At 31.7% G+C, this 13,739-nt stretch carries 14 protein-coding genes; 12 read left to right on the top strand and 2 right to left on the bottom strand.

The window, feature by feature from the left end:
- Positions 1-476 precede the first annotated feature (476 nt).
- Genes aroF through aroQ form a run of 9 tightly spaced genes read left to right on the top strand, consistent with a single transcriptional unit; the run spans position 477 to position 8,702 of the window.
- Entirely contained in the window at positions 477-1,490 is a 1,014-nt protein-coding gene (aroF, locus tag JJD95_RS17125; RefSeq protein WP_291644233.1) for a 3-deoxy-7-phosphoheptulonate synthase, read from the top strand.
- Between the two features lie 19 nt (positions 1,491-1,509).
- Positions 1,510-2,361, top strand: coding sequence for a prephenate dehydrogenase (locus JJD95_RS17120; protein WP_291644232.1), 852 nt, complete (start codon positions 1,510-1,512; stop codon positions 2,359-2,361).
- On the top strand, positions 2,361-3,434 hold the full coding sequence (gene aroB / locus JJD95_RS17115) for a 3-dehydroquinate synthase (RefSeq protein WP_291644231.1): 1,074 nt from the start codon (positions 2,361-2,363) through the stop codon (positions 3,432-3,434). Before JJD95_RS17120 ends, aroB begins: the two co-directional genes overlap by 1 nt.
- Positions 3,435-3,457: 23 nt before the next feature.
- Positions 3,458-4,735: a 3-phosphoshikimate 1-carboxyvinyltransferase gene (gene aroA / locus JJD95_RS17110; protein ID WP_291644230.1), complete on the top strand. Its 1,278-nt coding sequence runs from the start codon at positions 3,458-3,460 to the stop codon at positions 4,733-4,735.
- The gene (aroC, locus tag JJD95_RS17105; RefSeq protein WP_291644229.1) at positions 4,713-5,783 is read left to right on the top strand and encodes a chorismate synthase; all 1,071 of its coding nucleotides are present in this window, start codon (positions 4,713-4,715) and stop codon (positions 5,781-5,783) included. Before aroA ends, aroC begins: the two co-directional genes overlap by 23 nt.
- Before the next feature lie 33 nt (positions 5,784-5,816).
- Positions 5,817-6,932 (top strand): prephenate dehydratase, encoded by a 1,116-nt coding sequence (pheA, locus tag JJD95_RS17100; protein ID WP_291644228.1) that lies wholly within the window; start codon positions 5,817-5,819, stop codon positions 6,930-6,932.
- 16 nt (positions 6,933-6,948) lie between these two features.
- Positions 6,949-7,755 carry a shikimate dehydrogenase gene (gene aroE / locus JJD95_RS17095; protein WP_291644227.1) on the top strand — a complete coding sequence of 269 codons (807 nt, stop codon included), beginning with the start codon at positions 6,949-6,951 and terminating at the stop codon, positions 7,753-7,755.
- Between the two features lie 7 nt (positions 7,756-7,762).
- Positions 7,763-8,257, top strand: coding sequence for a shikimate kinase (locus JJD95_RS17090; protein WP_291644226.1), 495 nt, complete (start codon positions 7,763-7,765; stop codon positions 8,255-8,257).
- Between the two features lie 4 nt (positions 8,258-8,261).
- Positions 8,262-8,702 (top strand): type II 3-dehydroquinate dehydratase, encoded by a 441-nt coding sequence (gene aroQ / locus JJD95_RS17085; protein WP_291644225.1) that lies wholly within the window; start codon positions 8,262-8,264, stop codon positions 8,700-8,702.
- 63 nt (positions 8,703-8,765) lie between these two features.
- Here aroQ and JJD95_RS17080 read toward each other — a convergent pair whose 3' ends face one another.
- Together JJD95_RS17080 and JJD95_RS17075 are read right to left on the bottom strand one after the other, a co-directional pair.
- Positions 8,766-9,407, bottom strand: coding sequence for a pentapeptide repeat-containing protein (locus JJD95_RS17080; protein WP_291644224.1), 642 nt, complete (start codon positions 9,405-9,407; stop codon positions 8,766-8,768).
- A gap of 134 nt (positions 9,408-9,541) precedes the next feature.
- Complete coding sequence (locus JJD95_RS17075; RefSeq protein ID WP_291644223.1) at positions 9,542-10,669, bottom strand: aminopeptidase; 1,128 nt, start codon at positions 10,667-10,669, stop codon at positions 9,542-9,544.
- Positions 10,670-10,758: 89 nt separating this feature from the next.
- Between JJD95_RS17075 and JJD95_RS17070 the strand changes: the two genes are divergently transcribed.
- From JJD95_RS17070 to JJD95_RS17060, 3 genes are all read left to right on the top strand, one after another.
- Complete coding sequence (locus JJD95_RS17070) at positions 10,759-11,502, top strand: lysoplasmalogenase family protein (protein WP_291644222.1); 744 nt, start codon at positions 10,759-10,761, stop codon at positions 11,500-11,502.
- Positions 11,503-11,671: 169 nt separating this feature from the next.
- On the top strand, positions 11,672-12,598 hold the full coding sequence (locus tag JJD95_RS17065) for an ABC transporter ATP-binding protein (RefSeq protein ID WP_291644221.1): 927 nt from the start codon (positions 11,672-11,674) through the stop codon (positions 12,596-12,598).
- 1 nt (position 12,599) lies between these two features.
- Positions 12,600-13,544 (top strand): ABC transporter permease, encoded by a 945-nt coding sequence (locus JJD95_RS17060; RefSeq protein ID WP_291644234.1) that lies wholly within the window; start codon positions 12,600-12,602, stop codon positions 13,542-13,544.
- Positions 13,545-13,739: the final 195 nt, after the last annotated feature.

Raw genomic sequence — 13,739 nt, 5'->3', positions numbered from 1 at the left:
CTTATGAGGTATATTCTACACTATATTTTTGTATGTTTGGGACATAATCAAAAACGGTATACTAAGACATTATCATAAACGGATCATATAATTGAGAAAATTAATTAATAAAAACATTGACTAAAATTAATATATTTGATATACTAATAAAAATAATTCAAACAATATTATAAACATTATAAATATTTACACAAATGGAGGAACGTATTATGGAAAACATTATTAGAAAAGGAATAGTACAATTATATTTTAGCATGTATTTTAGCTTGGGCTGGTATTTTAGCGCTGGTTATTTGTTTTGTGAAAATATATATATTTCCTTTTTTAATGAGAGTAGTACAAAAATACGAATCACAGTGTAGGTAAGCGGAACGCCAATTTTTAATTAGCGAAGCTACAATAGTGGATGTATGAAGAAGACTCATTAATGGGTCTTCTTTTTTGTTTGAAAAAATAAAAAAATGGAGGAATTAAAAATGATAGTAATTATGGACCCAAGAGCACCAGAAGCAGAAATAGGAAGGATTAAAAAAAGAATTGAAGCGAAAGGCTGTACAGTTCAGCGAATTCAAGGAGAAACACAAAGTGTATTTGGATTAGTAGGGGACACAAGCCGAATTGACCCAATTCAACTAGAATCAAACGAAAGTGTAAAAAAAGTACTCCGAGTATTGGAACCTTTTAAACGAGCAAACAAGCTTTTTCATCCACAGGATACTATTATAAAGGTTGATAATGAAGTTATTGGAGGAAATAAAATTGCAATTATTGCGGGCCCTTGCTCGGTAGAAAGTGAAGAACAAATTATTAATATAGCAGAAAGTGTAAAAAAATCAGGAGCTACTTTTTTAAGAGGTGGTGCATACAAGCCAAGAACTTCTCCATACAGCTTTCAAGGGATGCAAGAACAAGGCTTAGAGCTTCTTAGACTGGCAAAACAGAAAACGGGACTACCTATTGTAACAGAACTTATGTCTACTAAATCAATGGATAGAGTTGCTGAATATGCAGATGTAATACAAATTGGTGCGAGAAATATGCAAAATTTTGATTTGTTAAAAGAAGTAGGAAAACTAAGGAAACCAATACTTTTAAAAAGAGGATTATGTGCTACAGTTGAAGAATTTCTTATGTCAGCAGAATACATTATGGCAGAAGGAAATGAACAGGTAATTCTTTGCGAGAGAGGGATTAGAACCTTTGAAACATACACAAGAAATACTTTGGATTTAAGTATTGTACCAGCAATAAAGAGATTAAGTCATCTTCCAATTATAATTGATCCAAGTCATGCGGCAGGAATGTGGTGGATGGTAGAATCACTTTCAAAAGCAGCTATTGCAGTTGGTGCAGATGGTTTAATGATAGAGGTTCATAATGACCCTGAGAGTGCCATGTGTGATGGAGCACAGTCCATTAAACCAGAACGTTTTGATTCACTAGTTCAAAAGCTAAGAGAAATTGCAAAAATAGATGGCCGATGTATATAATAGATTGAGGTGAAGGGGAATGGATGAATTAGACTTTAATATAACAGTAGTTGGGCTAGGACTCATAGGCGGATCTTTTGCAATGGCATTAAAAGATCTAAAGCCTAAAAATTTATGGGGAATAGATATAGATAAAAGTACAATTGAAACTGCTGAAAATATGGGGATTATAGATAAGGGATATAGTAATGCAGAAATTCCTTTAAAAGATTCAGATATAGTAATTATTGCATTGTATCCAAATCTAACAGAAAAATTTATAAAAGAAAATAATGAATTTTTTAAGAGTGGAGCCATTATTACAGATAGTTCAGGCATTAAAGAAGCACTTGTAAGAAATGTAAATTCATTTATTCGTGAAGATGTAGATTTTATAGGAGGGCATCCTATGGCGGGAAGAGAAAGCAAAGGCCTCGCTTATGCATCTAAGGAAATATTTCACAATGCAAATTATATAATTACACCTACTGTGAGTAATAAAATAATGAATATAAACATTTTAGAATGTATTATAAAGAAGTTAGGCTGTAAAAATGTAGTTAAAATAGATCCTAGAGATCATGATGAAATAATAGCATACACAAGCCATCTTCCTCACATAATAGCTGCAGCACTAATGAATAGTGATAACCTTCCAATAGAAACAGAAAAGTTTATAGCAGGCGGGTTTAAGGATCTTACAAGAATTGCAGATTCTAATGCAGATTTATGGGCAGAACTACTGATGGGCAACGTAGATAATATAATAAATAAACTTGAAATTTTTGAGGAAAACATAAAAGCAATAAAAGATGCATTAAAGGTGAAAAATGCAATGTCTATAAAGGCTGAGTTTGAAAGTGCAGGTGCACGGAGAAGGGAGATGTATTAGTGGAAAAAGCGCGTAATATAATAGTCAAGCTTCCGGATAAAAAGTACCCCATATACATACAGAAAGGACTAATCCAAAATATCGGAAGTGAGATAAAAAAAATATATTCAAACAAAAAAATAATCATTATAACGGACCAGAATGTGGAATCCATATATGGTGAGAAAATCGAAAATAGTTTAAAGGAAGAAAATTTTGTTGTGAAAAAAGTTATAATAGAGCCAGGGGAAAAGAGTAAATCCTTTGAAACACTACAAGACGTTTGCGAAGAAATTTTAGAATTCGGATTATCTAGAGGTGATTTAATTATTGCCTTTGGCGGGGGAGTAGTTGGTGATCTGGGTGGTTTTGCTGCTTCTATATTGTTACGAGGTATTACTTTTATACAGATTCCAACTACACTCTTAGCACAAATTGACAGTAGTGTGGGAGGTAAAGTGGCTATAAATTCCATAAATGGAAAGAATTTAATAGGGAGTTTTTATCAACCGAAAGCTGTATTTATTGATCCAGATCTTCTAAATACTTTGTGCCACAGAGTATTTAATGATGGTATGGGTGAGGTAATAAAATGTGCTGCAATTAAAGATGAAAAATTATTTTATAAGCTTTTAGAGTATGATACAGTGGAAATACTTATGAATAATATAGACGAAATTATTTATACATGTTGTAATATCAAAAAAAATGTGGTTGAAGTAGATGAAAAAGATGTTGGAGAAAGAATGCTTCTTAATTTTGGACATACAATAGGTCATGCTATAGAAAAATTGTATAATTATGAAACTTTTACCCATGGAGAGGGTGTTGCAATGGGAATGATTGCAATTACAAAAAATAGTGAACTGCTAGGAATTACTGAAAGTGGTACACTTAAACTTTTAGTAAAACTTATAAATAAATATAACCTTCCTAGCGAGTTACCCAATATGGATAAAGATGAGTTTTTCAAAGTTCTTTTATTAGATAAAAAAAATATTAACGAAAATATGAACTTAATACTACTCGAAAAAATAGGATGTGGGTTTATAAAAAAAATAAATCGAGATGATATAGATAAATATGTAGGTTAAAATAGGGAGGGGGAGTGTTGAAAATGACTAACATAAAAATAACACCATCTATTCTACAAGGGAAAATTTTAGTTCCACCCTCAAAGAGTCTTTGTCATAGAGCTGTTATCGCTGCTGGACTTTCTAGTGAAAATTGTAATATAGAAAATATTGTGTTTTCAGAGGATATTCTAGCTACTTGCAATGCAATGAAGGACCTTGGCGTATCAGTTACAAAAGGCAGAAATAATGTAATCATAAATGGAAATAATTTCTTAAATATTACCCAAAATGAAATTGATTGCGCCGAATCAGGCTCAACCCTTAGGTTTCTAATTCCTATAGCCCTTTTGACAGGAAGTGAATTTACTTTTACAGGTAGTGGAAGACTGGTAGCGAGGCCGCTTACTCCTTACTATAAAATATTTAAAGAACAAGATATAAAATATAGCCCGAGTGAAGGCCTACCTCTTACCATACAAGGAAAGCTAAAGGCTGGTGTGTATAAATTACCAGGTAATATAAGTTCCCAATTTATAACTGGACTTCTTTTTGCACTTCCACTTTTAAATGGAGATTCAAAAATAATTGTGACTACGGAGCTTGAATCAAAAGCATATGTGGATTTAACAATAGATATACTTAGTAAATTTTCTGTTCATATAGAAAATATAGGATATAAGGAAATTAACATTGTGGGAAATCAGAAATATATAGCTAGGAATTACAGAGTAGAAGGAGATTTTTCTCAAGCAGCATTTTGGATTGTAGCAGGAATTTTAGGTGGAGATATTCAGTGCGAGGATATGAATATAAACTCACTTCAAGGTGACAAAGCTATTGTAGATATAATTATGAAAATGGGAGGTAATATATCTATTGAAGAGGGTAGAATAAAAGCAAAAAAATCTAAGACGCATGGAATTATTATTGATGCATCAGAATGTCCTGATTTGGTTCCCATTTTAGCAGTCCTTGCATCATTAAGCCATGGAACTACGGAGATTATAAACGCGGGTAGACTTCGCATTAAAGAATGTGATAGATTAAAGGCAATGGCTACAGAACTCACAAAACTTGGTGGGGATGTGGTGGAAACAGAAGACGGACTTATTATTCATGGAAAAGAAAGTTTAGAGGGTGGCACCGTTGACAGCTATAATGATCACCGTATTGCCATGGCGCTATCAATTGCTTCTATAAGAAGTAATGGACCTGTAATAATTAATGATAGTGCTTGTATAAAAAAATCTTATCCAGGATTTTATAAGGATTTTGTAATGCTAGGAGGTAAAATAAATGAGTGGAGTTTGGGGCAATAAAGTTAAGTATTCTATTTTTGGTGAATCACATGGAAAAGGCGTTGGAATTAACATAGATGGATTACCTTCTGGGGTAAAGCTTGATTTAGAGGCTATTACATATGAAATGAGGAGAAGAGCACCAGGGCGTGATGATATATCTACAGCCAGGAGTGAAAAGGATGAGTTTCAAATTATAAGTGGGTATTTTAATGATAGAACAACAGGAACACCACTCTGCGCAATTATATGGAATACAGATATGCATTCAAAAGATTATTCAGAACTTAAAACTGTCATAAGGCCAGGTCATGCAGATTATACCGGTAGTGTAAAATACTCTGGTTTTAATGATTATAGAGGGGGAGGACATTTTTCAGGAAGAATAACTGCACCACTAGTTTTTGCTGGAGCTATTGCAAAACAGATTTTAAATGAAAAGGGAATAGAAATTGGAGGGCATATATATCATATTGCTGGTATATATGATTCTCCCTTTGATAATGTAAATATAAATTCAGAATTGCTGAAGAACACAAAGCAACTTAAATTTCCAGTCCTAGACCAGAATAAAGGGTTGGAGATGATAAGTGCCATTCATAGAGCAAAAGAGAATCAGGATTCTGTTGGTGGCGTGGTAGAATGTGCTATATTAAATTTACCAGAGGGGCTAGGATCTCCTTTCTTTGATTCCGTAGAAAGCTTACTTGCTCATCTTTTATTTTCTATACCTGGAGTAAAGGGTGTAGAATTTGGAACGGGCTTCGATATGGCGAATTTGAGTGGGTCAGAGGCCAATGACGAGTTTTATATGGATGGTAATAAGGTTAAAACATTTACCAATAACAATGGAGGGATTTTAGGAGGTATTACAAATGGAATGCCAATGGTCTTCAAAGCTGCATTTAAGCCAACTGCATCTATTGGTAAGATTCAGAAAACTATTGATATAAGTAAAATGAAAGATACGGAGATAAGCGTTAAGGGACGACATGACCCTTGTATTGTGCAAAGAGCGCTACCCGTAGTAGAAGCTGTGGCAGCTATGGTTATTCTAGATTTGTTGTAGATTTTTGTTATTTAGTCTTGAATGGGGGATAATATGAAAGATATAAAAGAATTAAGAAGTGAAATTGATAATATAGACAGTAAGCTTGTAGAATTATTTGAACAAAGAATGGAAACTGCAATTGAAATTGCACAATATAAGAAAGAAAACAATGTAGATGTATTAAATTCAAATAGAGAGCAAGAGGTTATATCAAAAGGTGAGAGTAATCTTTGCAATAAAAATTTAAAAGGATCACTAAAAAAGTTTTTAAATTGTGTTATGGAAATAAGTAAAGATGTTCAGAGTGAAGTATTGCGCTCACAAGGGAAAGTAGAAAAATCTAGTAATGAATTAGTTGTAGGTTTCCAAGGTGTGGCTGGGTCTTTTAGTGAACAAGCTCTTATAGATTACTTTGGTGAGAATACAAAGACAAAAGCCGTAGATGAATTTGAAGACATATTTACTGAACTTGAAAATGATTCCATAAAATATGGGATACTTCCTATTGAAAATTCTTCAACGGGAGGAATTACTGATGTATATGATTTATTAAATAAATATGATTTTAAAATAGTAGGAGAAGTGTGCTTAAAGGTGAATCATAATTTGATGGCCATTAAAGGAGCAACAATAGATGATATTACGGAAGTATATTCCCATTCGCAAGCTCTAAGTCAATGTAGTGAATTTCTAAAGTTAAAGAATTCTTGGACGCAGGTTCCATTTTGCAACACTGCAAAAAGTGCTGAACTTGTATATAACTCAAAGGAAAAGTTTAAGGCGGCAATTGGAAGTAGAAGGGCTGCTGCACTTTATAATTTAAATATACTGGCTCACAATATAAATTCTAATAGTAAAAATATAACACGATTTATTATTATTTCCAAGAATTTGGAGGTAAATAGTGAATGCAATAAAACCAGTGTGATTTTTGTTACTCCTCATAGATCTGGGTCATTATATAATATCTTACGTCATTTTTCAGAAAATAATTTAAACCTTCTTAAAATAGAATCAAGGCCAATATGGGATAAACCATGGGAATATTTTTTCTATATAGATTTTGAGGGTGATTTAGATGAAAATACTGTAAAAGAGGCTATGATTGAAATAAAAAAAGCTAGTAGTTATTTTAAAATTCTTGGAAATTACAAGAGATTTATTTAGGGAGGAGGTAAAATTTATGGGATTATATGGACTTTTGGGTGAAAGCTTAAAACATAGCATTTCTCCTCTTATCCATTCCACAATTTTTAAGGAGTTAAATATAGAGGGAACTTATGAGCTATTTGAGATTGAAAAAGAAGAAGTGGAAAATACAATAAATAAATTTAGAGATATAGGGGTAGTAGGTGTAAATGTTACTATTCCCTATAAAACAACGGTTATGAAATATATAGATGAAATCACCAGTGAAGCGAAAAAAATTGGAGCAGTTAATACAATTTGTTTTAAAGATAAGAAAACCGTTGGATATAATACGGATTATGCTGGGTTTGGAATGATGCTTAAAAAAAATGAAATATATATTAAGGGAGCGAAAGCAGTGGTTTTAGGTAGTGGTGGAGCTGCAAAGGCAGTAACTACTTACCTAATAGATAGTGGAATAGGTGAAATAACAATTGTGAGTAGAGGGGCCAATAAAATAGAAGATATACATGATAAAAAGGAAATTAACATTATACCCTACTCGGAAATATCAAGCCTAAATGCTAAGGATATTATTATTAATTGTACACCTTGTGGAATGTATCCAAATGTAGATAGATGTCCAATTGAAAAAAGTAGCATAGCTAAATTTTCTACAGCTATTGATTTGATATATAACCCAAAAGAGACCCTATTTCTAAAGCATGCAAAGAAACTAAATATGAAAGCTGTTAATGGACTATATATGCTTATAGGGCAGGCGGTTAGAGCTCAAGAATTATGGCATGATATAAAAATAAGTACGGAAACTATAAATAGTGTTTATGAGAGATTGAGGTAGAAGATATATGGAGGATAAGAATATAGTACTTATTGGCATAACTGGTTGTGGAAAGACAACAATAGGGAATATTTTGGCCCAGAAACTTAAATTACCATTTTATGATGTGGACCTGTATATAGAAAAAAAACAAGGAAAAAGTATAGCTGATATATTTATACAGGGAGAACCGTATTTTAGAAAAATTGAGAGCCTAGCATTAGAGGAAATCATAAATATGGAAGGTTGTAAGGTTATTTCTACTGGGGGAGGCGTGGTTAAAATCCATAAAAACATGGAGTTTTTGAAGCGTAATTCAATTGTAGTATTCTTAAATAGAAATATAGAGACAATTGTAGGGGATATAGATGTAAGTAATCGCCCTCTATTATCAAAGGATTTATCGAAAATATATGAGTTATATGAACAACGGCTTCCACTTTATAGAAAACATTGTAATTTTGAAGTAAATAAGGAAAGTATAGAAGAGACCCTAGATGAAATATTATATATTTTGAGGTGAAGTTATGAAAATATTAATTGTAAATGGACCCAATATTAATTTTTTAGGAATTCGAGAAGTGAATGTATATGGTAACACTAATTACAAACAAATGTGTGATAATTTATATGATGTAGCAAAAGAGTTATCAATAGAGCTGAGTATAGTTCAGAGCAATATAGAAGGAGAACTTATTAATTATATACAGGATGCCTATTCTAAATATGATGGTATAATTATAAACCCAGGTGCTTATACTCATTATAGCATTGCAATTTATGATGCATTAAAAGCTGTAGCAATTCCAACTGTAGAGGTACATATAAGTAACATACATGCAAGGGAAGAATTTAGAAAAACCTCAGTTACAGCTCCAGCTTGTATAGGGCAGCTTTGTGGTTTTGGTGTTTATGGATACACAATGGCATTAAATGCTTTTGTGGTAGGTGAACTAAAACCTAAGTAAATATAACGAGCCCCAACAATTGTTGAGGCTCATTATATCTACATGATTTATATTTAAAATTAATTACATATTATTTTTTATAAACTTAATTATATAACTTAGTGTGTAAAAATCACAATTTAGTTCTGCTTGAATCATATTTAAACCTTTTATTATGGTTTGTTCATCGAAATTTTCTAAGAGTATCATTAAATTTATTATGTTAATTCCACCATCTTTTGTATCAAGAACCCTTGCAGCTTTTACATATTTGTTTTTCATAACATTAATTACAGCGCATCGAAGCTCATCACTAATTTTAAGCTCAGGCATCTCACTTAAAATTTTAATGCCTGGGTTTTTAATATCGAAATTTTTAGCTTTTGTAACATCAGTTCTAAAAAATATAGTATTTTTGAATTCTGTATCCTCAAAATTAGCACCCTCTAAATTCACAGAATCAAACATAGCATTTTCAAATATAGCACCTTCAAAATCACTATCTTTTAGATTCGTTCCAATGAATTCAGCCCATTTAAAAGTACACTCTAAAAAAACACATGATTTAAAGTGTGCTCCGCGAAAACTTACAAAATTAAAATTTGAGTCTGAAAAATCACTGTTATAGCAATTACTTCTCTCAAGATTTTTATACATAAAATTCTTACCTGTTTTCTCTATATTGTTATAAACAAAATTACCCTTAACACTACGATTCTTAGCCATTTTTACCTCCATGCAAATATAGATATTTGCCTTCTTATGTTCATATTTCATTTTAAATACTATACATAATTTCAATAAAAGTCAATGCTTTCTTAATATGAAAACTTTTTATAGAGCAAGAGAAAATATTAATGTTATAGATTATACTTTTCTAGTATGTCTAAAAGAAACACTCCATTCTCATAGAATAATTCACCGTCAGCATAAATCTTTCCTCCATTCCTCATATTGCAAAGCATATCCCAGTGAATAGTAGATTTATTTAATCCTCCGGCTTCAGGCATTGAATCGCCAATAGCCATATGCACCGTTCCACCAATCTTTTCATCAAAAAGCATATTTCTTGTAAAATCTTTAATGCCATAGTTTGTTCCTATAGCTACTTCTCCAAATCTGCAGGCACCTCCATCAGTTTCAAGGAGAGCTTTAAGTAGGTCCTCACCTTTTTCAGCTGTTGCTTTTATTACCTTTCCACTTTCCACTTCTAAAACAATTCCTTTGATTTCTTTTCCCATGTATATGCCTGGGAAACTAAAGGTAATTACTCCATCTACGCCGTCTTCAACAGGGGAGGTGAATATCTCTCCATCCGGGAAGTTTACTTTCCCATCACAATTTATCCACTTTCTTCCCTCAACATTTACTTTGATATCTGTTCCAACAGAAATGAATTGTAATCCTTTTTTAGTATCAAGATATCTAATCCATCTTTCTTGCTCATCACTTATCCTTTTCCACTCTTCTGCAGGATTTTCAGCATCAAGTAATCCCGCACCATAAACAAAGTCCTGATAATCGCTAAAACTCATTGAAGCTTCCTGAGCATCAGAATAGGTAGGAAATTGTGTGCCACACCATCTTAGTGAACCATTACCCATTTTTTCAGAATATATTTTTCTCCAGCTTGCTGCGCCTTTAGAAGACATCTGAAGTTTATCTGCATCGATGCTTGAATTGGTCTTTGTGTTTCTATTTCCCCAGGCAGAGAGCCAAACATCTGCCTTATCAAGCATAGTCTTGAAAAGTACATTTTCAGAAAGAAGCTGTTGCTCATTGCTATATTTAAGCTTTATTTCTGAAACTTCCTGTGAAGAAAGTGAAGTTTCTACATGGGCACCTGCTTTCACGGCTTCCTTTACTACTTCAACCATCCAAGGGGTTGCAACCTCATCACAGGATACAAATACAAAATCACCAGGTTTAACCTGTGTGGAATAATTGACAAGAAGCTTTGCAAGTTTGTTAAGTCTTTGATCAGCCATTTATAATTTCTCCTTTCAACGTATAAAATTATTTTTTTTATGACAAAATAGTATAATAATAACAAATATTTATTGAGTGGTGATTTTAAATGAAAGATAGGGTTTTTAATAGTTTATTAATTAAATTAATAGTAGGATTAATACTTATTTTATATATTTTGTTTTTATACATGGACTTCTATAATGTAAAAACTATAATAACCTCTGAGAGTATAAAGTATTTATGTATATTACTTTGTTTTTTGATATCAATACTTTCTACTAAAAATTTACATGTAGATAAAGTTAATGATGTAGATACACAACTACTTAAATTGGGGTTATTTATTACTATAATTGCAGACTTGTGCTTGGTTATATTAGATTTTTATATTTTTGGTGTTGTTTTTTTTACTTTAGTTCAAATTATATACTGTGTAAGATATACCAATAAAAATATTAAAAAAACACTTATAAATCTTTTTACTATTTTTCTATTTATAGTTTTTACATATGCAATAGTTATATTATTTATTGAGGGAATTAATATTTTGTTGCCAATTTCATTATTTTACGTCATTTGTCTGTTAAGTAGTGTTATTAAAGCTATAAAGGCTTCTAATAATAATTTGTATACTCCGAAAAGTAAATATATGATACTCCTAGGTATGGTACTTTTTCTTTTATGTGACACATGTGTAGCCTTTTCTAATATAACTATATTGTTTCCTTTATCAGGATACATAATGACAAGATTCCAATCAATAGCTTATTTTTTAATTTGGGTATTCTATCTTCCGTCACAGTTACTATTAGCTTTAAGTGGGAATGGTAGAATCCCAAAGAACTTTTAAACAATTAGTAATCCTGTTTCTATTTTACCATTATAAATGTGTACTTTCAAATACAAAAGTGGGAGATGTTGCTAAAATTGTATTTTAAGGTTACAATATAATTTGTTAACAGTAATAATTGTTATTAAGATAGGAATTACAGCATTTAAAAGACATAAGGAGGATTAACATGCAAGGAAAAACTATAGTACAAATCAAGAACGTTACAAAGAAGATTGGTAAAAAAATAATAATAGACGATCTTACTTTTGATGTGCGTGCAGGTGAGGTATTTGGGTTTCTTGGACCAAACGGAGCCGGTAAAACTACTACTATTAAAATGCTTTTAGGACTAATGTCTATTACTAAGGGTGAAATGTTTATTGATGGATTCAATATTGAGAAGGATTTTGAAAAAGCCATTGCTAAAGTAGGTGGTATTATTGAAAACCCAGATTTATATAAGTATTTAACGGGGTATCAGAATCTTGTTCATTTTTGGAGGATGTATCCAAATATAAAAAGGGAACGTATTGATGAAGTTATCAAAATTGTTGGCCTTGAAAAAAGAATAAATGACAAAATAAAGACATATTCACTAGGTATGCGTCAAAGACTAGGTGTTGCTCAAGCACTTCTTAATTCTCCAAAATTATTGGTTTTAGATGAACCTACTAATGGGCTAGATCCAGCTGGTATCCATGAATTACGTAGTCATTTGAGGACACTTGCCATGGAGGAAAATATTGCAGTAATTGTGTCAAGTCACTTGCTTTCAGAAATGGAGCTTATGTGTGATAGAGTGGGAATAATACAAAATGGTAAATTGGTTAAAATTCAGGATATGAAAGAATTACTTGAAGATGGTGGTGATTCTGTTATAGCCCTAACTGTTACGCCAATTGAAAGTGCAAAAGCGTATTTAGAAAGCCTAAGTAGCAAATATATGCCAGTAATAAATGGTTTGGAATTAGAAATTACAGAGGACATGGAAAATGTTCCAGAAGTAATTGAAAAACTTGTGGCGCAAGGAATTAAGATTAATGGTGTCCGTAAAATCCAACAAAGCTTAGAGGACAAGTTCTTAAAAATGACAGGGGGTAACGAAATTGGGTAAAATGATTAATTTAATTCGTAATGAAAATATGAAACTTTCTCATAGCATTAGTACGTGGATAATGATGGGCATATTAATTCTTATCATAGTAGCAGTTGGTCTTATATCTAGATTTACAGGTACACAAGCATCAACGACTGATTGGAAAGCAGAAGTTACAACGCAAAATGAGTCTTTGAAAAAATCATTAAATCAGCCAGGTAGTGTTACTATAGTAGAGGATAGCACTAAAAAACTAATAAAAACTAATGAATATCGTCTTGAAAATAACATAGAACCTGTAAAGGCTAACTCCTTATGGGGATTTGTAGAAACATCAAGTGCCATTATATCCTTAATATCCCTTTTTGCTATTATACTTGGTGGTAAAATAGTAGCCAATGAGTTTTCTGAAGGGACCATTAAGCTATTGTTAATTAGACCTTCAAAGCGATGGAAGATTTTACTGTCTAAATACATAACTATTATGGGACAAACTATTTTAATGCTTTTGGTACTTTTTATAGTGTCATTTGTTCTTGGAGGAATATTGTTTAGCTTTAAGGGAGCAGCTACACCATACATTGCAAATTCTGGTGGCAAAATCACTGAAATTAATATGGTAGCACATATAGTTCAGATTTATGGACTCCAATGTGTAAATTTAGTTATGATGGTTACCTTAGCATTTATGATATCTTCTGTTTTCCGAAATAGTGCAATGGCTATAGGAATTGGAGTTTTTCTTTTAACTATAGTACAACCAATAATATTTTTTCTTAGTCTGAAATTTGATTGGGTAAAATTCATTTTATTTGCAAACACTGATTTAAATCAATATATTAATGGAGAACCATTAATTGAAGGAATGACAATGACATTTTCAATTATAGTACTAGTAGTTTACTTTATAATTTTTAATACTATTTCATATCTTGGGTTTACAAAAAGAGATATAGTTGCTTAATAAACTCAAATATAATTTAAAAAATATAGATTACCTAGATAGATTTAAGTAATAACTGTCAAGCATTTTTGAAAATGTCCCTAAATAAGTGAAACATTAGCACCAACAAATTGTTGGTGCTTTACTTTTTTATATCATGATTTTGGGTAAATTTAATAGACCTAGTGTATGCTATACTTTTTTTGAAAGAAACAT

The organism is Clostridium sp. (assembly GCF_016650035.1).
Classification (GTDB): domain Bacteria; phylum Bacillota; class Clostridia; order Clostridiales; family Clostridiaceae; genus Clostridium_AD.
This window is presented reverse-complemented; position numbering and strand designations above follow the sequence as displayed.

Coding starts and splice junctions, on each gene's coding strand:
- JJD95_RS17075 (WP_291644223.1), bottom strand. CDS start 10,669: ATGGCTGATCAAAGACTTAACAAACTTGCAAAGCTTCTTGTCAATTAT.
- JJD95_RS17070 (WP_291644222.1), top strand. CDS start 10,759: ATGAAAGATAGGGTTTTTAATAGTTTATTAATTAAATTAATAGTAGGA.
- JJD95_RS17060 (WP_291644234.1), top strand. CDS start 12,600: ATGATTAATTTAATTCGTAATGAAAATATGAAACTTTCTCATAGCATT.
- aroA (WP_291644230.1), top strand. CDS start 3,458: ATGACTAACATAAAAATAACACCATCTATTCTACAAGGGAAAATTTTA.
- aroQ (WP_291644225.1), top strand. CDS start 8,262: ATGAAAATATTAATTGTAAATGGACCCAATATTAATTTTTTAGGAATT.
- JJD95_RS17065 (WP_291644221.1), top strand. CDS start 11,672: ATGCAAGGAAAAACTATAGTACAAATCAAGAACGTTACAAAGAAGATT.
- JJD95_RS17090 (WP_291644226.1), top strand. CDS start 7,763: ATGGAGGATAAGAATATAGTACTTATTGGCATAACTGGTTGTGGAAAG.
- pheA (WP_291644228.1), top strand. CDS start 5,817: ATGAAAGATATAAAAGAATTAAGAAGTGAAATTGATAATATAGACAGT.
- aroE (WP_291644227.1), top strand. CDS start 6,949: ATGGGATTATATGGACTTTTGGGTGAAAGCTTAAAACATAGCATTTCT.
- aroF (WP_291644233.1), top strand. CDS start 477: ATGATAGTAATTATGGACCCAAGAGCACCAGAAGCAGAAATAGGAAGG.
- aroC (WP_291644229.1), top strand. CDS start 4,713: ATGAGTGGAGTTTGGGGCAATAAAGTTAAGTATTCTATTTTTGGTGAA.
- JJD95_RS17080 (WP_291644224.1), bottom strand. CDS start 9,407: ATGGCTAAGAATCGTAGTGTTAAGGGTAATTTTGTTTATAACAATATA.
- JJD95_RS17120 (WP_291644232.1), top strand. CDS start 1,510: ATGGATGAATTAGACTTTAATATAACAGTAGTTGGGCTAGGACTCATA.